Below are 24,985 nucleotides of genomic sequence, written 5' to 3'. Positions count from 1 at the left end.
TGGAAGAGTGCGCGTAGCCATCGTCTCGGAGTCTTTCCTGCCGAACATGAACGGCGTCGTCAACTCCGTGCTGCGGGTGTTGGATCACCTGGACCAGCACGGTCACGACGCGATGATCGTGGCGCCCGATTCCCTGCGCGGCGCCCCACCCGCACCTCGCTTCCACGGCCGATTCCCGGTGCACCGCGTGCCCGCGATGATGGTGCCGAAGGTGAGTTCGCTGCCGGTGGGCCTGCCACAACCGGGCATCACCGCCGCCATCGCCGCATTCGATCCCGATGTGGTGCACCTGGCCTCGCCGTTCCTGCTCGGCGCGGGCGGGCTCGCCGCGGCGACGCGCTTGGATCTGCCGACCGTCGCTGTGTATCAGACCGATGTGGCCGGGTTCGCCAAAAGCTACGGGCTCGGGCTGGCCGCACGGGCCGCGTGGGCGTGGACGCGCCGGATCCACGAGGGCGCCACCCGCACGCTGGCACCGTCGTCGGCGGCCGCGCACGATCTCGCCGAGCACGGGATTCCCCGGGTGCACCGCTGGGGCCGTGGCGTGGATATCGCCCGGTTCAACCCGGCCGCGCGCAGTGCCGAGCTGCGGGCGAGCTGGCTCGGTTCCAGTGACCGGCTCGTCGTCGGGTTCGTGGGCAGGCTCGCACCGGAGAAGCACGTGGAACGGCTGGCCGCACTGGCCGGTGACCCGTCGATCCAGCTCGTCGTAGTGGGCGACGGACCGGAACGGGCCCGACTGCGCAGAGTGATGCCGGACGCGGTGTTCACCGGCGAACTGGGTGGCAGCGAGCTGGCCACGCACTACGCCAGCCTGGACGTGATGGTGCATCCCGGCGAGCACGAGACGTTCTGTCAGGGCGTGCAGGAAGCGCTGTCCTCGGGTGTGCCGGTGATCGGGCCCGATGCCGGTGGGCCACGGGATCTGATCTCGCACTGCCGCAACGGCTATCTGCTGCCGGTCGACCGGTTCGCGGAATTGCTGCCGAGCGCGGTGTCGGCCCTGCGTGACGCGGGCCAGCGCGGCCGGTTCGCGGCGGCGGCGCGCAAGTCGGTGCTGCACCGCACCTGGCCCGCGATCTGCACCGAGCTGATGGGTCACTATGCCGACGTCACCGGGATGCGCGAGCGATTGCCGCGCACGGCCTGAGTGGCGCAACCCACCCGCGCTATCGCGGCGAAAAAACTCTAAGCTCGGTGCGTGGCGACAACAGAGCAGCGAGAACCGATTCGGGCTTCGCTGGACAAGCAACCCCACGAGGTCGCGTCGATGTTCGACGGTGTGGCGAAGCGCTACGACCTCACCAATACGGTCATCTCCGGTGGCCAGGACCGGTACTGGCGGTGGGCGACGCGACGTGCTCTCGCGCTGCGTCCCGGCGAGCGTGTCCTCGACCTGGCCGCGGGTACCGGTGTCTCGACCGTGGAACTCGGCAAGTCCGGCGCCTGGTGTGTGGCCGCCGACTTCTCCCAGGGGATGCTCGCGGCGGGCCGGTTCCGGCAGGTGCCGATGGTGGCCGGCGATGCGATGGCGCTGCCGTTCGCTGATGATTCGTTCGACGCGGTGACCATCTCGTTCGGGCTGCGCAATGTCGCCGACATCGATCTGGCACTGCGCGAGATGCTGCGGGTGACCAAACCGGGCGGCCGGGTGGTGGTCTGCGAGTTCTCCACACCGGTGTTCGGACCGTTCCGCACCGTGTACATGGAGTACCTGATGAAGGCGCTGCCCCGGGTGGCACGCGCCGTGAGCTCCAACCCGGACGCGTACGTGTACCTGGCCGAGTCGATCCGTGCCTGGCCGAACCAGCGCAGGCTGGCCCGCCGGGTCGCGGACGCCGGCTGGGACTCGGTGCAGTGGCGTGACCTCACCGGTGGCGTGGTGGCACTGCACCGCGGCTACAAACTGGGCTGAAACACCGGCGGCGGCGGGGGTGAGTCCGGTCACCCCGACTCGTCCGTGGTCGTGCGCCGACAGCCCGGAATGCGCCCTGATCAGGGGTGATATTCGGGCCGAATCCTCACCGTCGGGATTTCGTCTTGTGAGGTCGATTGTCACCTGGACATAACGTTCGGTAAATCGAGCGCAACGACCGATGCGGATGATCGAGTCATGACAGGGGAAGCGGACGGCCGCGGCACGGACACTGTGCGTACACAGTGCTCGTATTGTGGCGTCGGCTGCGGCATAAACGTCCAGACAAAGACTGATCAGTCTGGTGCGCGGTTGATCGCGAAGGTCAGCGGCGACAAGCTGCATCCGGCGAACGCGGGCAGGCTGTGCACCAAGGGCGCCACCCACGCGGAGATGATGGCCGCGCCCGGCCGGATGGACACCGCCTACCGGCGCCCCGAACGCGGGCAGGTCCCCGTCCCACTGCCGGTCGACGAGGCCGTTCACGAAACCGCCACCCGCCTGCGCGCGATCCTCGACGAGCACGGCCCCGACGCGATCGCCCTCTACGTCTCGGGGCAGATGTCGCTGGAAGCCCAGTACTTGGCCACCAAACTGGCCAAGGGCTACCTGCGGACCAAACACATCGAGGCCAACTCGCGCCTGTGCATGGCCAGCGCGGGCACCGGCTACAAGCAGTCGCTCGGCGCGGACGGGCCGCCCGGTTCCTACGACGACTTCGAACACGCCGACCTGTTCCTGGTCAGCGGCGCGAACATGGCCGACTGCCACCCCATCCTGTATCTGCGTATGGCCGACCGGCTCAAGGCGGGCGCCAAGCTGATCGTGGTCGACCCACGCCGCACCGATACCGCCGCGCGCGCCGACCTGTTCCTGCAGATCGCACCGGGTACCGACCTCGCCCTGCTCAACGGGCTGCTGCACCTGCTGGTCACCACCGGTGCGATCGACACCGACTTCATCGCCGAGCACACCGAGGGCTGGGACGCGATGCCCGAGTTCCTCGCCGACTATCCCCCGGACCGCGTCGCGGAACTGACCGGCCTCGCCGAAGCCGATATCCGCACCGCGGCCACGATGATCGCCGAAGCCGGTGAGTGGATGTCGCTGTGGACGATGGGGCTCAATCAGTCCACGCACGGCACCTGGAACACCAACGCGCTGGTGAACCTGCACCTGGCCACCGGCACCATCTGCAGGCCGGGCAGTGGGCCCTTCTCGCTCACCGGCCAGCCCAACGCCATGGGCGGCCGCGAGATGGGTTACATGGGCCCCGGCCTGCCCGGGCAACGCAGCCTGCTCTCCCCCGCCGACCGCACCTTCGTCGAAACCGCATGGGATCTGCCCGACGGCACGCTGCGCACCGAGTCGGGCCCCGGCACGATCGACATGTTCCGCGGGTTGGCCGACGGTGAGATCAAGGCCGCGTGGATCATCTGCACCAATCCCGTGGCCACCGTGGCCAATCGCAAAACGGTGATCGCGGGCCTCGAGGCGGCCGAGTTGGTCGTGGTGCAGGATGCCTACGCCGAGACCGCGACCAACGCCTACGCCGACCTGCTGCTGCCCGCCGCACTGTGGGCCGAAGCCGATGCGGTGATGGTGAATTCGGAGCGCAACGTCACCCTGTTGCAGCAGTCGGTCGACCCGATCGGCGACGCGCGACCGGACTGGCTGCTGATCGCCCAGGTCGCCACGGCGATGGGTTTCCCGGGCTTCGATTTCGCCTCCAGCGCCGAGGTGTTCGCCGAGCTGCGGCAGTTCACCAACCCGGCCACCGGCTACGACCTCAGCGGCATGAGCTACGAACGCCTGGCACAGGGGTCGATGCAGTGGCCGTGCAATGACGCGGATACCCCGCGCAACCCGATCCGCTATCTCAACGACGGCACCCATCAGCCGCTGCACACGGCGGCCGACGGCACCACCCCGCGGCTGGCTTTCGCTACAGCGAGCAGGCGCGCGGTGTTCTTTCCCCGCCCGCATATGCCCGCCGCCGAACTGCCCGACGACGACTATCCTTTCCTGCTCAATACCGGTCGGCTGCAGCATCAGTGGCACACGATGACCAAGACAGGCAAGGTCGCCAAGCTGACGAAGCTGAACGGCGAGCCGTTCGTCGAAGTTCATCCCACCGACGCCGAGAAGCTCGATCTGAAGCCGGGCGATCAGCTCGAGATCGCGTCGCGCCGGGGCCGTGCTGTGCTGCCGGTGCGGATCAGCGACCGGGTGCGACCTGGTGATTGTTTTGCTCCTTTCCACTGGAATGACGAACAGGGCGAATATCTGACGATCAACGCGGTCACCAACGACGCGGTGGATCCGGCTTCGTTGCAGCCGGAGTTCAAGGCGTGCGCGGTGGCGCTGCGCCGGGTCGGCCCGGCCGCCACACCTGAGCAAGCACCCCCGCACCCCGCGCAGCTGCCCGCACAACCGGCCGCGCATCCACTGGCCGGCATCCTCGGCCTCGACGCCGGCATCTCCCCCACGCTCAGCGAGACCGAGCGCATCTATCTCGGCGGTTACCTCGCCGCCCTGCAGTCGCTACCGGTGACCGGGCAGCCGGTGCTTCCGGTGAGCGCACCGTTGTCGACACAGTCACGCCTGTGGGTCGACGGACTACTGGCCGGCATGTACTCCCGCAACGCAGGCGCCGCCAGCGAAGCCACCGACAGCCCCGACTCCCACCCGGTCACCGTCCTGTGGGCCTCCCAGACCGGCAACGCCGAAGAACTGGCCGCCACCGTCGCGGCCCGCCTCTCGGAGGCGGGACTCACGCCGTCGTTGCTCGACATGGATTCGTGCGAGCTGACCTCGATCACCGGTGACGTTCTCCTCGTCACCAGCACCTTCGGTGACGGTGGCCCGCCGGACAACGGTGCCGACTTCTGGACCAGGCTCGAAGACAGCATCATTCGCCTCAACGGTGTTCGGTACGCGGTGTTCGCGCTCGGCGATTCCTCCTACGACGACTTCTGTGGCCATGGCCGCAAGCTCGACACCCTGTTCGCCGAACGGGGCGCGAAGCGACTGCTGGCGCGGGTGGACAGCGAGCCCGATTTCGCCGACACCGCCGATCAGTGGCTCGACGATGTCCTGATCGCGATCACCAGCGGATCGCCCGACGACGGCGGTCCGACCGGTGGCGCTCCGCGCGGCCGCGATGCCTCGCTCGTCGGCGCATCGAACGGCCGCGATTCGATCGGCACCAGCAACGTTGCCCGGCACGCCGATTCGGGCCGTGCGATGCCGTCACCGGCCGGTCGCGGTGGAACGACCGTGCTCGACCGGCAACTCGCGCCCGCCCGAGCGAAGCGCGCCGCCGCCGCTCCGTTCACCCGCCAGTCGCCGGTCCGCGCCACCCTGATGCGCAACGAGATCCTCAGCGCACCCGGCTCACCGAAAGAGGTGCGGCGCTTCGGTTTCGACCTGCACGACCTCGACGCCGGGTACGAAGTGGGCGATTCGCTGGGCGTGCTGCCCGCCAACTGTCCGGATCTGGTCGACGAATGGCTCACCTGCACCGGACTCGACGGCCGGCGCGTGATCGAGGTAGACGACCGCGAACTCACGCTCACCGATGCTCTGCGCACCCACTACGACATCACCAAGGTGAGCCAGGACCTGCTCGGCTTCATCGGCGAGCGCAACCCACACCCACAGCTGGCCAAGCTGCTGCGCCGCGACAATCGCAACGAGCTCGCCTCCTACCTGTGGGACCGCCAGGCGGTCGACGTGCTGCGTGACTTCCCGGTACGCACCGATCTCGTCGACTGGCTGGGCGCACTGAAAAAGCTGCAACCACGCCAGTATTCGATCTCCTCGAGCCCGTTGACCACGCCCGACGAGGTGCAGCTGACGGTCGGTGTCGTCCGCTACGGCGACCCGGTGGGCACCTCGGCGCGGCGCGGTGGGGTGTGCTCGACGTTCCTGGCCGACCGGGGCACGACCGAGGTGCCGATCTTTCTGCAGCGGGCACCGCATTTCCGTCCGCCGTTGGACCCGAACGCCCCGATGATCATGGTGGGGCCGGGTACCGGTATCGCTCCCTTCCGCGGTTTCCTGCACGAGCGCCGGGCCATCGGCGCGACCGGTCGCAACTGGCTGTTCTTCGGCGACCAGCACGCCGCCCAGAACTTCTACTACCGCGCCGAGCTCGAAGACATGTTCCGCTCCGGTTTCCTCACCCGGCTCGACCTCGCCTTCTCCCGCGATCAGCGCGAGCGGGTCTATGTCCAGCACCGAATGATCGAGCACGGCGCCGAGCTGTGGTCGTGGCTGCGCGACGGCGGCCACTTCTATGTCTGCGGTGATGCCGCCCGGATGGCCAAGGATGTCGACGACACCCTGCTGCGGATCGCCCAGATCCACGGAAAGCTGGACGAGGCCGGCGCGCTGGCCTTCAAGAAGCAGCTCGTCGCCGAGAAGCGGTACGTGCGCGACGTGTACTGATCCGATCAGGCCGCCGCGTGGATCGTCGGCGGGTTGAGCCGGGCGAAGTCGGGCAGCCGGTGGTACGGGTAGTAGGGGTACGGGGGTGTCGTCGCACTCGCCGCATCGAGCGCGGCCAGGTGTTCGGGGTCGAGCTGCCAACCGACCGCACCGAGGTTCTGGCGTAACTGCTCCTCGTTGCGGGCGCCGATCAACACCGTGGCGACCGTGGGCCGGGTGAGCAGCCAGTTCAGCGAGATCTGCGGAACGCTGCGGCCGGTTTCGGCGGCGATACGATCGAGCACCTCGACAACGTCGTAGAGCCGTTCATCGTCGACGGGCGGACCCGCCTGAGCCGTCTCGTGCAGTCTGCTTCCCGTCGGAAGCGGTTGTCCGCGACGGATTTTGCCGGTGAGCCTGCCCCAGCCGAGCGGACTCCAGACGATGGAGCCGACGCCCTGGTCGGCACCGAGCGGCATCAGTTCCCATTCGTAGTCGCGACCGACCAGCGAGTAGTAGACCTGGTGCGCTACCGGCCTTTCCAGGCCGAGAGCCTCGGCGGTAGCGAGTGTTTTCATCAGTTCCCAGCCGGCGAAGTTGGAGACGCCGAGGTAGCGGATCTTGCCTGCCCGCACCAGATCGTCCAGGGCCGTGAGTGTTTCCGCCAGCGGCGTGCCCGCGTCGAAGGCGTGCAGCTGGAACAGGTCGAGGTAGTCGGTGCCGAGGCGGCGCAGCGAGGCGTCGACGGCGCGGATCAGCCTGGCGCGGCTCGAGCCCGCCTCGTGGGGGCCGGGGCCGGTGGGCAGCGCCGATTTGGTCGACAGCAGCACCTGTTCGCGCCTGCCCTTGATCGCCGCACCGAGTACCTCCTCCGACGCGCCGTCGGAATAGACGTCGGCCGTGTCGAACAGGGTGACGCCGGCCTCCACGCTGATGTCGATCAAGCGCCTGGCCTGCGCGGCATCGGTATCACCCCATGCGCTGAACAGCGCACCGCGACCGCCGAAAGTACCCGCGCCGAAGCCGAGTGCCGGAACGAGAAGACCAGATGCGCCGAGCCGTCGGTACTCCATGAGAGCTCCTAAAGGGTCTATAGTTTCGTTAACACGATCGACAGTACACCCGATCCGCGCTAAATGAAACAGGAGTTCCGTTATGGACCACGACATCGCTTGGCCGGGCTCCGTTCGGCCTGGTGGACGCACCGCCCGGGTGCGCGAGTCCGTCCTGGAAGTGGCCGGTGATCTGCTGGCGGACCGCGGATTCGCGCACCTCGACCTGACCGAGGTCGCCACCGGTGCCGGGGTCGGCAAGACAACTGTCTACCGCCGCTGGCGCACGCCCGCGGGGTTGGTCGCCGATCTGCTCGTCGACATGGCCGAGCAGTCACTGCCCCGCGCCGACACCGGCTCACTGCTCGACGATCTGACCGCGAACGCCCGCCTGGTGGCGAAGACTCTCGCCGACGGTCGCCAGAGCAACCTGTTTCGCGCGGTCATCGCGGCCGCCACCTGCGACGATGCCACCGCCGCCGCGCTGCACACCTTCTACGACACCCGGCTCAACGAATGGGCGCCGTGTGTCGAGGCCGCCGTCATCCGTGGCGAGGCGCCCGTCGGCACCGACCCGCGCGCCGTGCTCTCCGCGGTCTCCGCGCCGCTCTACTACCGATTACTGGCCAGCGGCGATCCCATCGACGACGACATCGCCGACCGATCGGCCCGGGCCGCCGCCATCGCCGCCGCCGCGGGGACATTCGTCATCGCCGCGGAGAGCCTCGACGACTGAACGCAGGGGACGACGGAGCGCGGTGCTAGGCGACCGCCGGGGAACGCCAGGCCGGGTCGCGACCGGTGAGACCGAGCAGTCGGTCGAAGGCGGAAGCGTCGGCCGGGATCTCGACGACCGGGCCGAACAAGCCGGGAGTGCCGGCGGGGTCGGTCTCGCGCAGGAACTCGTGCAGGATCGCGAGGTCCGCGGGGGCGACGGTCACATGCTGTCCGGTGGCGACGGCGAGATCCCACGCGTGGATGGTGATCTCGTCGAGCGCGACGATCGCCATGACCGCGGCGGGCAGCTCCACTCCACCGGCCTCGGTGTCACCCTCCCATGCCTCGGGCACGCGCCACACCGACGTCAACGTCTCGAGCTGCGCGGCGATGCGAGTGCGCCAGTCATCGGGCAGCGGGCTGTCGGAACCGGCGGGCGGTGGCACGGACCGGCCGATCGACTCCTTGGTCGCGGCCTGGCGGAACGCCTCGGTCAGCCCGACCACGTGGGCGAGCAGATCGCGCACCGTGGACTCGGCGCACGGCGTCGGGTCGGCGAGCTGGTCGTCGGTGATGCCGTCGACGACCGCGGCCAGCGATCGGGCGGCTGGTTCGAAATCGAACTGTGGTTCCATGAGCGCTCCTCAGCGATGGCAGGTGGCTGCACTCATGCAGACGACACCGTCGCCGGAAAGTCATCGGTGCGGGTTGCCGCGGGCACCGGATCGGCGCACCCTGGACAGCGCAGGACCCGATCAGCGTCACATCACGTCCGAGGCTCAACCGATCGAGCAGGCCGACGAACGAGGAGCACCGATGATCGACTACGAAAGCTCTCGCCCACTGGACGAGGTCCCCGAGGCCGATCGCGTCGAACAGGAACAGTCCGCCTTCCGCGATGACGACCCCGACGATCCCGCCTACTCCGACGCCGCCGACTACACCGACGAGATGGCGGCCACCATCGCCCGTGAGGCCGAGACCGCGAATCCGGCGGACGTGATCGAACAGACCATCCCCGTCCCCTTCGACGAGGGCGGCGAGGAGTTCACCGTCGCCGAGGAAGGCTGACGGGCGCGACAGCGTTCGACCGCCGTTCGCGCACGGCCGCGGCGAGGGCGGAGGTTCGCCTAACCGGCGATCTTCGTCCGCAGACCCGCGTGCAATTCACGCAGGCTGGACCGCTCGGTCGCCACCTCGAGCACCCGCAGACCGTGCGCGTCGGCGGCCAGTTCCACGGCCAGTTCGGCGGGATCGAGCTGACGGTGCGGGATGCGGTAGGCGGCACACAGTGCGGCCAGATCCATGCCGTGCGGTGTGCCGAAAACCCGCTCGAACACACCCGCGTACTGCGGATCGCCCTGTTCGAGCAGCTCGAAGATGCCGCCGCCGTCGTCGTTGGCGACGACGATCGTGAGGTTGTCCGGGCGTGGTTCGCCACGACCGATCAGCAGGCCGGACGCATCGTGCAGAAAGGTGAGGTCACCCATCAGCGCCACGGTGCGGCCCGGATGCGCCAGCGCGGCACCGACGGCACCGGAGACCGTGCCGTCGATCCCGGCCACGCCGCGATTGGACAGCACGCGGATACCCGGCCGTGGATGCGAGACCAGGGCGGCGTCGCGCACCGGGTTCGACGCACCGAGCAGCAGCTGATCGCCTTCGCGTAGTCCATCCATGACCACGGCCGCCACATGCAGGCCGGTCGCCTTGGGATGCGCGGCCAGCTCGGCCCGCACCACCGATTCGGCCTGCTGGTTCAGTTCGGAGCAGCGCGCCAGCCACGCGGGCGCGGGCGCGCCGGTGGTCACCGCGCGAGTGCCGGTGCCGACGACATTGCCGGAGACATCGGGCCAGCGCGGACCGGTGGTGAGCGCGAACACGGTGACGTCCGGATCGGCCAGCACGCGCGAGACCTGCCGGTGCAGGGTGGGGCGACCGGTGATGATCGCCTGGGTGGGCTTCAGCAGCGACAGCGCGAGCGGATGCAGGGCGGGGCCGTGCATCGGCGCGGTCGGCTCGGCCACCGTCGGCAGCGCGGCGAGTTCGGGCAGCAGCCGGGCGCCGTGGCCGGAGATGACGACGGTGTCGGGCGTCAGATCGATGTCGAGCGGCACGTCGAGGGTGGCGTACTGGGTTGCCGTCCACGGCCGTTCGCCCTCGCGGCCGAGGGGCAGCGGGTCGTCGGACAGCTCCGGGACCAGCGGTTCCCGCAGCGGAATGTCGAACTGGACCGGACCCGCATTGCCGGAACGGGTTCCGCGCGCGGCGGCGAGCACCCGGCACACCGACGAACGCCACACACTGTTCTGTCGCGGGTAGGCCGACTCCCCCGCTTCGGCTTCGGCCAGCCCGAGGCTGATCGTGGCACGCACCTGAGAGCCGAACAGCCCGAGCTGTTCCACCGTCTGATTGGCGCCGGTACCGAGCATCTCGTAGGGCCGATTGGCACTGACGACGATCAGCGGCACCCGCGCGTAGTTGGCCTCCAGGACCGCCGGGCCCAGGTTCGCCACCGCGGTGCCGGAGGTCATCACAACCGGAACCGGCCGCCCCGACGACACCGCGAGACCGATCGCGAGAAATCCCGCGGTGCGCTCGTCGACGCGCATGTGCAGCCGCAGCTCGCCGGCCGCGTCCGCCGCCTGCAGCGCGAAGGCCAGTGGCGCGTTACGCGATCCGGGGCACAGCACCACTTCGCGGACGCCGCCGCGGACGAGCTCGTCGACGACCACTCGAGCCTGCGCAGTAGACGGATTCACAATCACAGCCTGTCAGACCGGCGCGCACCCGTCTGCCCCCGGCCCGCGTTGCGTGCGTCACCGAGCCGGGCGGCGTATCGATTTACGAACGCCTCAACCAATTACCGAAGAGCCGGACAGCTATTCATATCCAGCGGCAACCGATATTCATGAAATCGCAAAGAGAACAACAAAAGAAAGAAATCCGGCGACGAGCAAGACGCCCGCCGCCGGAATTTCCGCCAACCCGGTAAAAGGCCGGCCGAACGAAGAGTCAGCTCACTCCGCGGGGGCGGTGAGATCCTGGATGCCCGTGATGGACTCGATGATGTTGAGAACAGCGGAGGTGGCGCTGTCGGCAGCGGCGCTGCCCGACTCGAGCACGCCGGAACCCGAGGACGAGCCGGTCAGCACATCAGCCGAGCCGCTAGAGGCCTCGGCGGAGCCGGTGTCGGCGCTCGCGACGGCGGGACCGAAGAACATGACAGCGGCGGCAGCGGCAGCACCGGTGGCGGCTAGGGTCTTGCGAGAGATCATGTGAGCAAACTTCCTTTCGACCTGTGCAATGCAGTCACTTGAAGCAATTCACCTTTCGAATCGCTTGATTGGCAACGTAACCGATAAGGCCGGGTAGTTGTCAATCGCGAAGATGACGCACGCGCATATGACGAATTCGTGGCAACCCGCAATTATCCTGGCGTTCACCGGAGCGGTAATATTCCTCACACAGACCGACCCGGAATTTACCGCCGACCGGGAATCGATGTGTCCGCCACCACCGCACACCCCTGTTGCGTGAGGGTGGTCACCCACGAACGCGAAAAGGCCGGTGCGGTTCGGTTACCCGAACTCACACCGGCCCAATCGGACGATCGCGGCGAGGGCTACCTCGCCTTACCGCTCAGCCTGCGTGCTTCTGCACCAGATCGCCGACGCGCGGCAGTGCCTCGATGACGTGCTTCTTGGCCGAACCACGCATCGACGAGTACACCTTCTTCAGCGCAGGCCGGGTGGACGACTCGGCGCGGGCGTCGGTGACGGCCAGCAGCGACTCGGCAACCTCATCGGACTTCGCGGCCAGCAGATCGGCGAAGGTGCCGGTGCCGGAGGTGGTGAACTCCGCCCAGTACGGCTGGAGCTGGTCGAGCAGTTTCGGCGCCAGCGACGCGAGGCCGTCGGGAACGATGGTCGGGCTGATCTTCTTGACCGCCGCGTAGCCACCCTTCACTGCCAGGCCGGACGCACCACCTTTGTCCGAGACCTCGGCGTCGAGCACCTCGACGGCGTCAGCAAGGAAAGCCGGACGCTTGGCGTCGTCGAGCAGGGATTCAGACAGTGCTGCAACCACTTTCAGGTTCCTCCGGATCGGTTCGATGTACGAGCAGGCGCAACTATACGCATCGGGTGCTCAGAGTATGCGGCGACCGCTCGAGCTGCAGTGTTACGACCTCGTACCGCGACGTCGGAAGGTAGGGCAATAATCGTGGTCGTGACTTTCGATCCGAAGCTGTGGCAGCCCGTCCCCGGGTTCGAGGACCTGACCGACATCACCTATCACCGCCATATCGAGCAGGGCACGGTGCGGGTCGCGTTCGACCGGCCCGAGGTCCGTAACGCATTCCGTCCGCACACCGTCGACGAGCTGTACCGCGCGCTCGATCACGCGCGGATGAGCCCCGACGTGGGCGCGGTGCTGCTCACCGGCAACGGTCCGAGCGAGAAGGACGGTGGCTGGGCGTTCTGTTCCGGTGGTGACCAGCGCATCCGCGGCCGCAACGGCTACCAGTACGCCGACGGCGAGACCGCCGACACGGTCGACGCGGCGCGCGCGGGCCGACTGCACATCCTCGAGGTGCAGCGGCTGATCCGTTTCATGCCCAAGGTGGTGATCGCGCTGGTCAACGGTTGGGCGGCGGGTGGCGGGCACAGCCTGCACGTGGTCTGCGATCTGACCCTCGCCTCGCGCGAGCACGCGCGGTTCAAGCAGACCGACGCCGACGTCGGTTCGTTCGACGGTGGTTACGGCAGCGCGTATCTGGCGAAGATGGTGGGCCAGAAGTTCGCGCGCGAGATCTTCTTCCTCGGCAGGCCGTACACGGCCGAGGAGATGCACCAGATGGGTGCGGTGAACAAGGTCGTCGATCACGACGAGCTGGAGAACGTCGCGCTCGAGTGGACCGCCGACATCAACGGCAAATCGCCGCAGGCGCAGCGCATGCTGAAGTACGCGTTCAACCTGCTCGATGATGGCCTGGTCGGTCAGCAGCTGTTCGCGGGCGAGGCGACTCGCCTGGCGTACATGACCGACGAAGCGGTCGAGGGCCGAGACTCGTTCTTGGAGAAGCGCAAGCCCGATTGGACGCCCTACCCCTGGTACTTCTGAGAACGGACACCCCATGGAGATTCTCAACAGCCGGATCATCGTGCGTCCCAGCGACTACGGTCGCACGCTGGCGTTCTACCGCGACAGCCTCGGCTTGGCGATCGCGCGGGAGTACCCGGGCGGCACGGTGTTCTTCGCCGGGCAGTCGCTGCTCGAGGTCGCCGCACACGGTGGCAGCGGGCAGGCAGGCAGCTTCGACGGCGCGATCTGGTTGCAGATCCGCGATGTCGAGGACGCGGCGGCGGAGTTGGCGCTGAAGGGAATCGAGATCGAGCGCGCACCGGTGCTCGAACACTGGGGTCTGTGGGAGATGTGGGTGCGCGATCCGGACGGGGTCGCCATCGTGCTGGTGCAGGTTCCCGCCGAACATCCGATCCGGCGGGATCAGCGCTGGTCACCGGAGTGAGAGGGCTGTGCCCGCGGCCGAGCCGAGTTGCCGATGACGGCTCGGCCGCGCACGATAGCTGCGAGCAAGCGCCCGACCGACGCCGTCCGGACCGCAGTGCGAGTGGTGTTGTCCATCTACTGAATCGCAGTCGCTATGTCTGGCTTTCCCGACCCGTTTCCCGACAAACCGACCCGTTGGCCGGGTCTTGTCGGTCGCATGACACGATCGAAGCCGTGAGGGCGCGCGGCAAGCTGTTTCCGGAGGTGGTGGGCATGAGGGAGCACAGCGAGCGAATCATGTGCCAGCGCGCGATGCGCACGGTGCGGCCGAGCGCCAGCGAGGCCGCGGCGTGAGCAGAACCCTGCGGACGCTGCAGATGCCGACCGGCGCCGGGGTGAGCGAAGTGATGCCCCACCTGCGCCAAGCCCTCGACGGCAGCGGCCCGGCGTGGCTACCGATCCCGACCACCGATCGCCGGGAGGCGCGCAGACTCTCCGACGCGCTCAAACCGGGCGATCCGATCGATGACGATGTCGCGCTGGTCGTGACGACCTCGGGGACCACCGGTATCCCCAAGGGCGCGCTGCTCGGCGCCGAGGCACTGCGTGCCAGCGGTAACGCCACCCACGACCGCCTCGGCGGGCCGGGCAGTTGGCTGCTGGCGCTGCCCACCCATCACATCGCCGGTATCCAGGTACTGCTGCGCAGCATTCTCGCCGGTACCGAGCCGACCGTGCTCGACGTGTCGGGCGGATTCCTGCCCGAGGCGCTGGCCGGCGCTGTCGGCGCGATGCGCGGACCGCGTCGCTACACCGCGCTGGTACCCACCCAGCTGATCAAGTCGCTGGATTCGCCGATAGCGGCCAAGGCGCTGGCCGAACTCGACGGTGTCCTGGTCGGCGGTGCGGCCACGCCCGCGCCGGTGCTGGACCGGGCGCGCGACCTCGGTATCACGGTGGTTCGCACGTACGGGATGAGCGAGACCTGCGGCGGGTGCGTCTACGAGGGCGTGCCGCTCGACGGCACCGAGGTGCGGATCGAGGACGGTCGCGTCATTCTGGGCGGTGCGATGATCGCGCGCGGTTACCGCAATCTGCCCGATCACCCAGCCTTCGCCGAGCCCGGCTGGTTCCGGACCGAAGACGCGGGCTCCTTCGACGACGGTGTGCTCTCGATTTCGGGCCGCCTCGACGAGGCGATCATGACCGGCGGACTACTGGTGATTCCGCAGGTGGTGGAGGCTGTGCTGGCCAACCACCCCGGTATCCGCGAATGCATCGTGCTCGGCCTGCCCGATGAACGGCTGGGTCAGCGGGTCGCGGTCGCGATCGTGCCGACACCCGGTGCCGCGCCGACACTGGACGAACTACGTGCCCACGTAGTGGCCGAACTCGACTCGATCGCCGCACCGCGTGAACTGGCCGTCCTGTCCGAAATCCCGCTCCGCGGCCCCGGCAAGCCCGACCGCGCGGCCCTGCGCACGCTCCTGCTGGCCGAGTAGCCGCACGACGACAGCGCTGCGCAAGGGGCGTGCAAGTCGGGGTGGGCACGGTAGTGCTCATGACTTACACACCCACTTCATCCCTCGCCGTCGAGGCGGACGGGCTGGTCAAGGTGTTCGGGAAGCAGCGGGCGGTCGACGGGGTCAGCCTGACGGTGCCGCGCGGCGCTGTGTACGGCGTGCTCGGACCGAACGGCGCGGGCAAGACCACGACCATCAAGATGCTGGCGACCCTGCTCCGCCCCGACGGCGGTAGCGCCCGGATCTTCGGCCGCGACGTCGTGGCCGAACCGAACGCGGTGCGCTCGCTGATCGGCGTCACCGGCCAGTACGCCTCGGTCGACGAGGAACTCACCGCCACCGAGAACCTGATCATCTTCGCCCGCCTGCTCGGCCTGAGCAGGGGCGATGCCCGGCGCAAAGCCGTCGAGCTGCTCGAGGAATTCGACCTCGTCGAGGCCGCGTCCAAGCCGTTGAAGAACTTCTCCGGCGGTATGCGCAGGCGCCTCGACCTCGCTGCCAGCCTCATCTCCACCCCGCCGCTGCTGTTCCTCGACGAGCCGACCACCGGCCTCGATCCCCGCACCCGCGCGCAGATGTGGGACACCATCCGCAGGCTGGTCCGCGAGGGCGCGACGGTGCTGCTCACCACCCAGTACCTCGACGAGGCCGACCAGCTGGCCGACCGGATCGCGGTGATCGACCGCGGCAAGGTGATCGCCGACGGCACCGCCGACGAGCTCAAGGCCTCCATCGGCGGCGCGTCGGTCCACCTGACCCTGGTCGATCCCGAGCAGCTCGACGAGGCCCGCCGCATCGTCGGCGACTTCCTCGACGTGAGCGCGCAGATCAGCCCCGAGGCGGGCAGGCTCACCGCGCCGCTGCCCGACCCGAATCTCACCGCCGACCTGCTGATCCGGTTGCGCGACTGGGAGATCGGGGTCGAGGAGATCACCGTCAGCAAGCCGACGCTGGACGAAGTCTTCCTCACCATCACCGGCCACCCGGCCGACGAATCCGACGACACCGAACGGAGCGCGGCATGACCGCAGTTCTCACCGCTCCCACAACCATCGACGACATTCCCCAGGCCAGCGACCGAATCAGCCTGCGCGACACGATCTCCACGTCGTTCACGATGGCCTATCGCGGCCTGCTCAAGATCAAACACAATCCCGAACAGCTCTTCGACGTGACGGTGCAGCCGATCCTGTTCACGGCGCTGTTCACCTACATCTTCGGCGGCGCGATCTCGGGCAGCGTGTCCGGCTACCTGCCGGTGCTCATCCCGGGCATCCTCGTGCAAACCGTGGTGCTGACCTCGGTGGTCACCGGCACGCAGTTGCGTGAGGACATGGACAAGGGCGTGTTCGACCGCTTCAAATCCCTGCCCATCGCCCGGGTCTCGGCACTGTCCGGTGCGCTACTGGCCGACATGGTGCGCTACGCCATCGCCTCGACGCTGACCGTGCTGGTCGGGCTCTGCCTGGGCTACCGGCCAGGCGGCGGTCTGGTCGGGGTTGTCGCGGCCTGCCTGGTGGTCGTGGTGTGCTCGTTCGCGGTCAGCTGGATCTGGGCGCTGGTCGGTGTCACCGGCAAGAGCGCCGCGTCGGTGCAGGGCATCTCGATGATGGTGATGTTCCCGCTGACGTTCATGTCGGGCGCCTTCGCCCCGGTGAGCACCATGCCGGGCTGGATGCAGGGTCTCAACCACGTCAACCCCGTGTACTACATGGTCAACACCTGCCGAGAGCTGATGAACACCAACAGTTACGGCACCGACCTCGTCTGGTCGCTGGTCGGATCACTCGTGGTGATCGCGATCTTCGCGCCACTGGCGGTGCGGGCCTACATGCGCCGCGCCTGAACACCGCTCCTCCGCAACGGCATCCGATCCGGTGGGTCGGATGCCGTTGTCGTGTCAGTGCAGTCCGGCGATGATCTCGACGATGCGCTTCGCGGCCTCGAGACGACGCGTACCCGCCGCGCGATGCAAGGCCGCGTCCATCGCGGCATCGCCGACGACACCCCGGTGCAGGGCGATGTGGGCGGCCAACTCCATCGAGGGGCCGTCCTGCCTGGCCACCGATGTCCTTGCGAGGGTGAGCAGTTCGAGACCGTCGGCGCGCCCGGAGTCGGTGGTGAGCAAGTAGGACCCGAGCCCGCACGCGACCGCCCCGATCTGCGGTAGGTCGATGTACTGCGCCAACCGCTGATCGGCGGTCTCGATCAGCTCGGTCGCCAGACCCGCGGCAGCGGATGCCCGGCCGTGGAGCACGTGGGCACTCAGGGTGGCCGCCGCTACCATCAGCGAACCGGGGCCCGGCGTCGGTTCGAAATCGGGCCATCCGAGTAGCTCGAGCCCGCGGCGGTAATGGCGGAGCCCGGCGTCGACATCGCCCTCGGCGAGTTCGAGTTCGGCGAGCGCGGTAGCGGCGTTCGCCAGCCGGTGGTTACGGCGAACCATGGGGTCGTCAACGGGGCTGACACCGGAATCGTTCGGTCGCACGATGAAGTCGAGTTCGGCACGCGCCTGCTCGAGGTGCCCGCCGCCGACCAAAGCGGCGGCCAGGTAGCAGCGACTCTCCATGATCTCCTCGTGCACGCGGAGCTCGCCCATCAACTCCAGCGTGCGGCGGTAATACTTCACTGCGTCGTCATAGTTCGCGGACTGGCCGGACAGCTGGGCCAGGTGCTGGCACACCGTCGCCGTCCCCCACACCTCCGCCGGATCCATGTCGTCGAGGGTGCGGAAAGAGTCGCGGGTCGAGCCCGCGACGTTGCCGCCGGTCTCCCAGAAGTTGGCTCGCGCCACCAGCGCGGCGACCCGGACCTGCTGATGGTGTGAACGCGCGCCCCGGGCGAACAACCTGCCCAACCGGAACGGCTCGGGCCGCAAGGTGATCACCGTACCGAGGAAGTACAGGCCCGGATCGAGAACAGGGTTGGTCAGCAGCCGCCGCGCACGGGTGCGCACGATCGCCGTCGCGCGGATGCCGCCATCCTTGAGGAACAGCATGTGCAGGCAGGTCAGCAGATGCGCGATCATCTGCAGGTCGGCGTCCTCGGCCGAGGACGGTGGCGGCGGCGCGAGAGCGACCAATCGCATTGCCCACCCGGTGAATTCCAGGTGCGCGCCACGCATCACCCAGACCATCGCGACCACCGGGAAGACCGAGTACGCGGTCGGCGCGTCGGCGCGATCGACAGCGGAGCGCAGCACGGCGACCAGGTTGTCCAGGTCGGCCGACACCGCGAGTACGGACCTCACCTGACCGCCGCCGCGGTAGTCGCGGAACGACCCCAGCGCGAATTCCCTGGCCCAGCAGAACATCCTGTCGAGAACGAGCGCGGATTCGGCGCCATCGGTCACCGCGTCGACGGTGGCGATCTGTTCGGCGCCGAACTCACGGACCGTTTCGAGCATGCGATAGCGGATGCCCGCGCCGTCGGGGTCGTCCAGGACGGTGAGCAGGGACTGGGCGACCAGCCCGTCCACCGCGACGGCCACATCCGGGCCCGCCGCGACCACCTCGGCCGCGGCCGCGGTGAACCCGGCCGGGAAACGGCTCAGCCTGCGCAGGGTCACCTGCTGATCGGGGTCGAGGAGGTTCCAGCTCCAGGCGATCACCGCGTGCAGCGTGCGATGCCGGTGCGGCGCGGACCGATCACCGCTGCGCAACAGGGCGAAACGATGGTCGAGCCTGGTCTCGATCTCGGCGACGCTCATCGTGCGCACCCGTGCGGCGGCGAGCTCGATCGCCAGCGGGAGACCGTCGAGGGTGCGGCACAGCCGGGCCACGGTGTCGGGGTCGAGGCGGACATCGGGGCGTACCGCCCTAGCGCGAGCCGAGAACAGGTCCGTGGCAGGCGAACCGGCCGCGTCGATCGCCAAAGGAGCTAGGGGATAGACGGATTCGGCGGTGATCGACAGCGGCGAACGACTGGTGGTGAGCACGGTCAACTGGGCGCAACTGCCGACGAGATCGGCGACCACCTCAGCCGCGGCATCGATCACGTGCTCGCAATTGTCCAGGATCAGCACCATCGGCCGCGCCGCGAGCGCCTCACGCAGACGGGTGCTCACATCCACGTGCACGCCCGCCCGGATGGCACCCGTCTCCCGCATCTCACCCAGGCCGATCACCTGCCCGATGGCGACCTCGATGTCTTTGCGCGATTGCGGTCCGGCCTCCGATTCGGGCTGCACCGAGGCCAATTCGACGAGTACCACCGGCACCGAACCGGCCATGCGTTCACCCACCGCGTTGGCGACCCTGGTCTTGCCGGTGCCGCCTGGTCCGAGGACGGTCGTCACTCGGGAGCGCCGTGCCAGGTCAGTGATCGCGTCGAGATCCACTGTGCGACCGAGCAATTCGTTGGGCGCCGCACGTAGTCCGACGGCGGTGCGCGGTGTGGGGCTGCCCGGGCCGCGCCGGTCGGTAGCCGCGGTATCTCCAGCGCCGGCCACGGACTGGGAATCGGCGGTCCCACCGGAGTCGTTTCCGGTGGCGCCGACCGGCCGGCCGCGCTGACCGGTCCCCACCCCGTCTGTGAACCCGGGACCGGCTCCCCCACCGTCGGAGCTCCCGGCGTCGCTGCCCGACCGGCCGGGCCGGTCGCCGTTGACGCCGACCGACGACCATGCGCCGGCGGATCGGCTGCTGGTCGTCGCGGCACTCGGACCCGACTGGACGCGGTGTTGTGGTGCGCGTCCGGGCAGCTCGATCGGTTCTCCGCGGAGGACGGCGGTGTTGAGGGCGAGGAGGGTGGGGCCCGGGTCGGCACCCAGTTCTTCGATCAAGCGTAGGCGGTAGGCGGCGAAGACCTCGAGGGCTTCGCTCGGCCGGCCCGCGGCGGCGAGGACACGGATCAGGGTCGCGTGGGCGGATTCGTCCAGCGGGTTGGCTACCACCGCGGCGCGGGCGAGGGGAATGGCGTCGGCCACGTCGCCGTGCGTGAGGTGGGCGGTGAGTTCGGTGTGATCGAGGCGGCGGCCCAGGTCGGCGGCGGCTGTGCGCAGGTCGGCGGCCGGGGCGGAATCGGGGAGATCGGCGCCCGGTTCACCGCGCCACAGGGTCCGGGCCAGTGCGATCGCGGCGAGGCTGTCGGCGACGTTTCCCTCAGCCAGGTGTTCATCGGCTCGGCGGGCGAGCGCGGCGACCGCGGTGAGGTCGACGCTGTCGGCGGGCAATCTCAGCCGGTAACCGGCCGGGCCGATCTCCAGTGCGCCGTCGGGCAGCATCGCCCGCAGGCGTGAGACCTGCGTGTGCAGCGCGTTCATCGGTGCGCGGGGTGGTTGTTCGCCCCACACCTCGTCGATCAGCGTTTGGGCGCTCCGAGCCCGCCCTGGATGCACTGCGAGGGCGGCCAGCAGCAGCCGGGCGCGGGCGCCGGGTAGCGCGATCACGGCGTCGTCGCGGCGGATCGCGATCACGCCGAGCACCCCCACGACAACGCGGGAGAGTGCCTCGGAGGGCGACCCCTCGGGGCCGCGATGCTGTACAGACATGCCGGATGTCATCGTAGGCGAGGGCGGCGACGGGTTCCCGGTTCGCGCCCCAGCGCGACACCGCCGACGTTGTGTCCCGCGATTTTGTCCCCACCTCGCTTTAGGCTCACGCACATGGGCAACTTCGAGGTGTCGCGGCGCACCGTCATCGCCGCTGAACCGGCACGGATCCACGCACTGATCGACAACTTCCGCCAGTGGCGGCTGTGGTCGCCGTGGGAAGACGCCGACCCGCAGCTCGCCCGTACCTACACCGGCCCGGAATCCGGCGTCGGCGCCCGCTACGCCTGGCGGGGCAACCGCAAAGCCGGTGCGGGCGTGATGGAGATCAAGGCCGACGCCGAACGCGAGATCGGCGTGGAGCTCACCTTCGAGAAACCGTTCAAAGCCACCAATTTCGTCACCTTCACGCTCGCTCCGGTTGCCGGTGGCACCGAGGTGACCTGGCAGATGACCGGCACCCACTCCGGGCTGATGGGCGTGCTCGGCAAGGTGTTCCCGATCGACAACCTCATCGGCAAGGACTTCGACAAGGGACTGGCCCGGCTCAAGACGGTCGCCGAGTCCACCCCGGCCTGACCGCGATCAGGCGCCCTCCGGCCGTGCGCGAGGGGCTCCAGGAGCGGGGAGCGTCCGTGTCGGATTAGGCTTCGATCCATGGCTACAGCAGCGGAATGGATCGAGGGCGCCCGACCGCGGACGCTGCCCAACGCGATCGCGCCGGTACTCGCGGGCACCGGCGCTGCCGCATCCATCGACGGGGCCGTCTGGTGGAAAGCAATTCTGGCGCTGCTGGTTTCGCTGGCGCTGATCGTCGGGGTGAACTACGCCAACGACTACTCCGACGGCATTCGCGGCACCGACGACGTGCGGGTGGGCCCACTGCGCCTGGTCGGCTCGAAACTGGCCTCCCCCACAGCTGTTCGCACCGCCGCGGTGCTCAGCCTCGCGATCGGCGCGGTCGCCGGCCTCGTGCTGGCCGTGACGACGGCGTGGTGGCTGGTACTGATCGGCGCGCTGTGCCTGGCGGGCGCGTGGTTCTACACCGGCGGCAGCAAGCCGTATGGCTACAGCGGTTTCGGCGAGATCGCCGTGTTCGTGTTCTTCGGGCTGATCGCGGTGCTCGGCACCCAGTACGTGCAGGCGCTGCGGGTCGACTGGGTCGGCCTGCTGCTCGCGATCGGCGTCGGCGCGTTCTCCAGCGCGGTGCTGGTGGCCAACAACCTGCGTGACATCCCGACCGACACCGAGTCGGGCAAGGTCACGCTCGCGGTGAAACTCGGCGATGCGCGCACCCGCACCCTGCACCTGGTGTTGCTCGCGGCGCCGTTCGTGATCAGCCTCGCGCTGATCGCGCGCACGCCATGGGCGCTGGCCGGACTGCTCGCGTTGCCGCTGGCGATCCGGGCCAACGCCCCTGTGCGCACCGGTAAGGGCGGGCTGGAACTGATTCCCGCCCTCCGCGATTCGGGGCTTGCCCTGCTGGCTTGGTCGGCGCTGAGCGCGCTGGCCGTCGGGCTCGCGGGCTAGTCGCCGTCGGGCACCAGAATGCCGAGCACCCAGTTGACCAGCGTGATGATCAAGCCACCCCACAACGCCGCCCAGAAACCGTCGACGCGAAGGCCGTAGTCGGTGAGCTCGGTGATCTTGGCGGTGAGCCACAGCATCCCCGCGTTCACCACCAGCAGGAACAGGCCGAGCGTGAGGATCACGAACGGCAACGACAGGAGTTGCACGATCGGCTTGATCACCGCATTGACCGCCGTGAACACGAGCGCGACGATGAGCAGGACCAGGGCCTTGCCCCAGTTACCCCACTCCGCTGACCACTCGGGCGGCACGTAGATATCGATCTTGTCGATCCACGCGGCCGCAGCCCAGATGGCTATGGCGTTGATGACCAACCGGATTGCTAGTTGCATGCACGCAATGCTAGGCCGGGAAACGGACATTGCGGCGGGTCTGACACACACCCGATGTGGAATTCACGCGGCGCGGTCGAGCATCGCGTAGAGATCGGCGCGTAGGCCGGACACCGCGTCGCGGCCGCCGAGCAGGTCGGTGGTGGCCGGGTCGGCCCCGCGCAGGATGCCGAGCAGCAGGTAGGTCGAGGAGATCTCCCGATCCTTGCGGTGGATCGCCTCGCGCAGCGCGAGTTCGAGCGACTTCTTGGCCGTGCTGGTGAACGGGATGTGCCCGGAGCCGAGCAGTCGGCCGAACATGCCTCGTTTGGCCTCCGGTTCGGCCTGGTCCCAGGCCTGCGAGCCGAAGTTGTCGGCGATGCTGGCCTGCACAGCATCCAGGTCGATGCCGATCGAGCGCAGGGCCTGCGCGTCATCGGCGCCCAGCGGCGGCTCGCTCGTGCGGGCGGCGAGGGCGGCGCGCACACCGCCGGCGGTGATGCCGCGCGCGTCGAGCACCGCGCGCAGGTCCGGTTCGGCGTTCGACAAGGTGCCGAGCAGCACATGCTCCGGCCCGATCCGCTTCGCGCCCAGCTCCTTGGCGTCGTCCTGGGCACCGACCACCGCGACTCTGGCCTCGCGGCTGAATTTTTCGAACATCAGCGGGTTCCACCTTTCCGGTTGTGTTTCTGATGGACCGCTTGCTTACTCACCTCGAGCGCCTCGGCGATGGCCTGCCACGACCAGCCGTTGGCTCTGGCATTGGCAACCTGGATGGTTTCGAGCCGGTCGGCCAGCCTGCGCAGGGCGAGCACCGCGCGCAGCCCGACGGCGGGGTCGGGGTTGCCTGCCGCTGAGGCGAGGGTTGTTGCATCGGTCATGGCGTCAATTTTGCTTGACGACAGCCGCGTTTGTCAACAAAAATTGACATCGCTGAGCGCGAACAGACCCGAAAAGGGTGTGGGAGGTTGTCAGCCGTTCCAGCGGCCGGTGGTGGCGAATTCCGTGAGAATCTCGGTCGGGCCGGTCAGATCCATGTTCTGGGCGGCCACCCAGTCGTCGTCGAAATAGGTGCCCGCGTACCGGTCGCCGCCGTCACACAGCAGCGTGACCACGCTTCCGCTGCGACCCGCCGCGACCAGCTCGGCGACGAGGTGGAAGGCGCCCCACAGGTTCGTGCCGGTCGAACCGCCGACGCGACGGCCCAGTGCGGCGCTCGCATGACGGGCGGTGGCGATCGAGGCCACATCGGGAACCACGATCATCCGATCGACCACCTGGCCCACGAACGACGGCTCCACCCGAGGACGGCCGATCCCCTCGATGCGCGACGGCATTCCGGTCTCATAGCCCGCGTCGCCCGACTCGTAGCCACCGTAGAACGCCGAATGCTCCGGGTCCACCACGGCCAGCCGCGTCGCGTGCCTGCGATACCGGATGTAGCGCCCGATCGTCGCGCTGGTGCCGCCGGTACCCGCACCGACCACGATCCACTCCGGCACCGGGTGCTTCTCCAGCGCGAGCTGTTCGAAGATGGACTCGGCGATGTTGTTGTTGCCACGCCAGTCGGTGGCCCGCTCGGCGTGGGTGAACTGATCCATGAAATGCCCGCCGGATTCGGCGGCGAGACGCTTGGCCTCGGTGTACATGTCCGGTGGTCGATCGACGAAATGACATCGGCCACCCTGCGCCTCGATGAGCGCGACCTTCTGCGGCGACGTGCTCGCGGGCATCACCGCGACGAAGTCCAGACCGAGCAGCTTCGCGAAGTAGGCCTCGCTCACCGCCGTCGAACCCGACGACGCCTCGACCACCGTCGTGCCCTCGGTGACCCAGCCGTTGCAGATCGCGTACAGGAACAGCGACCGTGCCAGCCGGTGCTTGAGACTGCCGGTGATGTGGGTCGACTCGTCCTTGAGGTAGAGCTGCACCGGCCAGTCGGCGGGCAGCGGATACCGCAGCAGGTGGGTGTCGGCGGAGCGCTGCGTGTCGGCGTCGATCAGCCGGACGGCATTGTCGACCCAGTCACGCGGGGCGCTGCGATCGAGGTACTTCACGCCGAGGCGCCGTCGTCGTCACCCCGCAAGCGGGCCCGCAGCTGCGCCTTGTCCTGGCGGCGGCGCGCGTCGACCACGGCGATGTCCTCGTTCACCTTCACCCGCAGCTTCTTGAACAACGTCAGCGACAGCGGCATCGCGACGATCAGCGCGAACAGCGCCGCGACGATGACCGGCACGTCGACACCGATCAGCTTGGCCACGCCTACGATCAACGCGGCGATCACCACGACCAGCCCGAGACGAGCCAGCGTGTAGAGCGCGAGATTGCGGACCAGCCGCTTCCCTGCGCCAGGACCCTGCTGACCTGTTGCTTCACTCACGACTACAGCGTAGCCCGGCGCGAATCTCGCCGATGCGGCCCCGTTCGCGGCTTTTGTCTATTAC

Annotated in this window: 23 protein-coding genes; 12 read left to right on the top strand and 11 right to left on the bottom strand. The window is 68.5% G+C overall.

The features are described from left to right. Positions 1-7 precede the first annotated feature (7 nt). The 3 genes from ACFVVI_RS14215 to ACFVVI_RS14205 all read left to right on the top strand — a co-directional run bounded on the left by ACFVVI_RS14215 (position 8) and on the right by ACFVVI_RS14205 (position 6,367). Positions 8-1,150, top strand: coding sequence for a glycosyltransferase family 4 protein (locus tag ACFVVI_RS14215; RefSeq protein WP_387445704.1), 1,143 nt, complete (start codon positions 8-10; stop codon positions 1,148-1,150). Between the two features lie 51 nt (positions 1,151-1,201). Further along, positions 1,202-1,915 carry a demethylmenaquinone methyltransferase gene (locus tag ACFVVI_RS14210; protein ID WP_378990977.1) on the top strand — a complete coding sequence of 238 codons (714 nt, stop codon included), beginning with the start codon at positions 1,202-1,204 and terminating at the stop codon, positions 1,913-1,915. 198 nt (positions 1,916-2,113) lie between these two features. Continuing rightward, complete coding sequence (locus tag ACFVVI_RS14205) at positions 2,114-6,367, top strand: molybdopterin-dependent oxidoreductase (RefSeq protein WP_387445702.1); 4,254 nt, start codon at positions 2,114-2,116, stop codon at positions 6,365-6,367. A 5-nt stretch (positions 6,368-6,372) separates the two neighbouring features. Here ACFVVI_RS14205 and ACFVVI_RS14200 read toward each other — a convergent pair whose 3' ends face one another. Then, positions 6,373-7,419: an aldo/keto reductase gene (locus ACFVVI_RS14200; protein WP_387445700.1), complete on the bottom strand. Its 1,047-nt coding sequence runs from the start codon at positions 7,417-7,419 to the stop codon at positions 6,373-6,375. Positions 7,420-7,501: 82 nt separating this feature from the next. Between ACFVVI_RS14200 and ACFVVI_RS14195 the strand changes: the two genes are divergently transcribed. Then, entirely contained in the window at positions 7,502-8,134 is a 633-nt protein-coding gene (locus ACFVVI_RS14195) for a TetR/AcrR family transcriptional regulator C-terminal ligand-binding domain-containing protein (protein ID WP_387445698.1), read from the top strand. A 25-nt stretch (positions 8,135-8,159) separates the two neighbouring features. On the opposite strand, the gene ACFVVI_RS14190 is transcribed toward ACFVVI_RS14195, so the two are convergent. Continuing rightward, complete coding sequence (locus tag ACFVVI_RS14190) at positions 8,160-8,750, bottom strand: TIGR03086 family metal-binding protein (protein ID WP_378990984.1); 591 nt, start codon at positions 8,748-8,750, stop codon at positions 8,160-8,162. A gap of 181 nt (positions 8,751-8,931) precedes the next feature. On the opposite strand from ACFVVI_RS14190, the gene ACFVVI_RS14185 reads away from it, so the two are divergent. Next, a complete protein-coding gene (locus ACFVVI_RS14185; RefSeq protein ID WP_378990986.1) occupies positions 8,932-9,186 on the top strand; it encodes a hypothetical protein in 255 nt (84 codons plus the stop codon). A 59-nt stretch (positions 9,187-9,245) separates the two neighbouring features. Here ACFVVI_RS14185 and menD read toward each other — a convergent pair whose 3' ends face one another. The 3 genes from menD to ACFVVI_RS14170 form a co-directional block, all read right to left on the bottom strand. Further along, a complete protein-coding gene (gene menD / locus ACFVVI_RS14180) occupies positions 9,246-10,877 on the bottom strand; it encodes a 2-succinyl-5-enolpyruvyl-6-hydroxy-3-cyclohexene-1-carboxylic-acid synthase (protein ID WP_379312387.1) in 1,632 nt (543 codons plus the stop codon). A 258-nt stretch (positions 10,878-11,135) separates the two neighbouring features. After that, positions 11,136-11,393, bottom strand: a complete 258-nt coding sequence (locus ACFVVI_RS14175) for a hypothetical protein (RefSeq protein ID WP_387445695.1) — start codon at positions 11,391-11,393, stop codon at positions 11,136-11,138. A 364-nt stretch (positions 11,394-11,757) separates the two neighbouring features. After that, positions 11,758-12,204, bottom strand: coding sequence for a DUF6918 family protein (locus tag ACFVVI_RS14170; RefSeq protein WP_056814402.1), 447 nt, complete (start codon positions 12,202-12,204; stop codon positions 11,758-11,760). Between the two features lie 141 nt (positions 12,205-12,345). On the opposite strand from ACFVVI_RS14170, the gene ACFVVI_RS14165 reads away from it, so the two are divergent. The 5 genes from ACFVVI_RS14165 (at position 12,346) to ACFVVI_RS14145 (ending at position 16,995) form a co-directional block, all read left to right on the top strand. Further along, a complete protein-coding gene (locus ACFVVI_RS14165; RefSeq protein WP_056816187.1) occupies positions 12,346-13,239 on the top strand; it encodes a 1,4-dihydroxy-2-naphthoyl-CoA synthase in 894 nt (297 codons plus the stop codon). A 13-nt stretch (positions 13,240-13,252) separates the two neighbouring features. Continuing rightward, entirely contained in the window at positions 13,253-13,645 is a 393-nt protein-coding gene (locus ACFVVI_RS14160) for a VOC family protein (protein WP_387445692.1), read from the top strand. A gap of 358 nt (positions 13,646-14,003) precedes the next feature. After that, positions 14,004-15,128 (top strand): o-succinylbenzoate--CoA ligase, encoded by a 1,125-nt coding sequence (menE, locus tag ACFVVI_RS14155; protein ID WP_387445887.1) that lies wholly within the window; start codon positions 14,004-14,006, stop codon positions 15,126-15,128. 59 nt (positions 15,129-15,187) lie between these two features. After that, positions 15,188-16,174, top strand: coding sequence for an ATP-binding cassette domain-containing protein (locus tag ACFVVI_RS14150; protein WP_378990992.1), 987 nt, complete (start codon positions 15,188-15,190; stop codon positions 16,172-16,174). Continuing rightward, entirely contained in the window at positions 16,171-16,995 is an 825-nt protein-coding gene (locus tag ACFVVI_RS14145; protein ID WP_379313714.1) for an ABC transporter permease, read from the top strand. Before ACFVVI_RS14150 ends, ACFVVI_RS14145 begins: the two co-directional genes overlap by 4 nt. A 54-nt stretch (positions 16,996-17,049) precedes the next feature. On the opposite strand, the gene ACFVVI_RS14140 is transcribed toward ACFVVI_RS14145, so the two are convergent. Next, positions 17,050-20,640 carry a BTAD domain-containing putative transcriptional regulator gene (locus tag ACFVVI_RS14140; protein WP_387445690.1) on the bottom strand — a complete coding sequence of 1,197 codons (3,591 nt, stop codon included), beginning with the start codon at positions 20,638-20,640 and terminating at the stop codon, positions 17,050-17,052. A 114-nt stretch (positions 20,641-20,754) separates the two neighbouring features. Between ACFVVI_RS14140 and ACFVVI_RS14135 the strand changes: the two genes are divergently transcribed. After that, positions 20,755-21,219 carry an SRPBCC family protein gene (locus ACFVVI_RS14135; protein ID WP_378990998.1) on the top strand — a complete coding sequence of 155 codons (465 nt, stop codon included), beginning with the start codon at positions 20,755-20,757 and terminating at the stop codon, positions 21,217-21,219. 78 nt (positions 21,220-21,297) lie between these two features. Then, positions 21,298-22,170: a 1,4-dihydroxy-2-naphthoate polyprenyltransferase gene (locus tag ACFVVI_RS14130; RefSeq protein WP_387445687.1), complete on the top strand. Its 873-nt coding sequence runs from the start codon at positions 21,298-21,300 to the stop codon at positions 22,168-22,170. Here the strand turns inward: ACFVVI_RS14130 and ACFVVI_RS14125 are convergent. The 5 genes from ACFVVI_RS14125 to ACFVVI_RS14105 all read right to left on the bottom strand — a co-directional run bounded on the left by ACFVVI_RS14125 (position 22,167) and on the right by ACFVVI_RS14105 (position 24,921). Next, positions 22,167-22,562: a phage holin family protein gene (locus ACFVVI_RS14125; RefSeq protein WP_378991002.1), complete on the bottom strand. Its 396-nt coding sequence runs from the start codon at positions 22,560-22,562 to the stop codon at positions 22,167-22,169. The two genes, ACFVVI_RS14130 and ACFVVI_RS14125, sit on opposite strands and share 4 nt — an antisense overlap. A gap of 63 nt (positions 22,563-22,625) precedes the next feature. After that, positions 22,626-23,201 (bottom strand): Clp protease N-terminal domain-containing protein, encoded by a 576-nt coding sequence (locus ACFVVI_RS14120; protein WP_387445685.1) that lies wholly within the window; start codon positions 23,199-23,201, stop codon positions 22,626-22,628. Further along, complete coding sequence (locus ACFVVI_RS14115) at positions 23,201-23,422, bottom strand: hypothetical protein (protein ID WP_019049431.1); 222 nt, start codon at positions 23,420-23,422, stop codon at positions 23,201-23,203. The genes ACFVVI_RS14120 and ACFVVI_RS14115 overlap by 1 nt, the downstream gene beginning before the upstream one ends. 90 nt (positions 23,423-23,512) lie before the next feature. Next, the gene (locus tag ACFVVI_RS14110) at positions 23,513-24,598 is read right to left on the bottom strand and encodes a PLP-dependent cysteine synthase family protein (RefSeq protein ID WP_387445683.1); all 1,086 of its coding nucleotides are present in this window, start codon (positions 24,596-24,598) and stop codon (positions 23,513-23,515) included. Beyond that, positions 24,595-24,921, bottom strand: coding sequence for a DUF4229 domain-containing protein (locus ACFVVI_RS14105; protein ID WP_378991009.1), 327 nt, complete (start codon positions 24,919-24,921; stop codon positions 24,595-24,597). Before ACFVVI_RS14105 ends, ACFVVI_RS14110 begins: the two co-directional genes overlap by 4 nt. Positions 24,922-24,985 lie beyond the last annotated feature (64 nt).

The sequence above is a fragment of the Nocardia sp. NPDC058114 genome (assembly GCF_042884695.1).
Lineage (GTDB): Bacteria > Actinomycetota > Actinomycetes > Mycobacteriales > Mycobacteriaceae > Nocardia.
The sequence above is the reverse complement of the archived record's forward strand: the minus strand, read 5'-3'. Positions and strand labels throughout refer to the sequence as shown.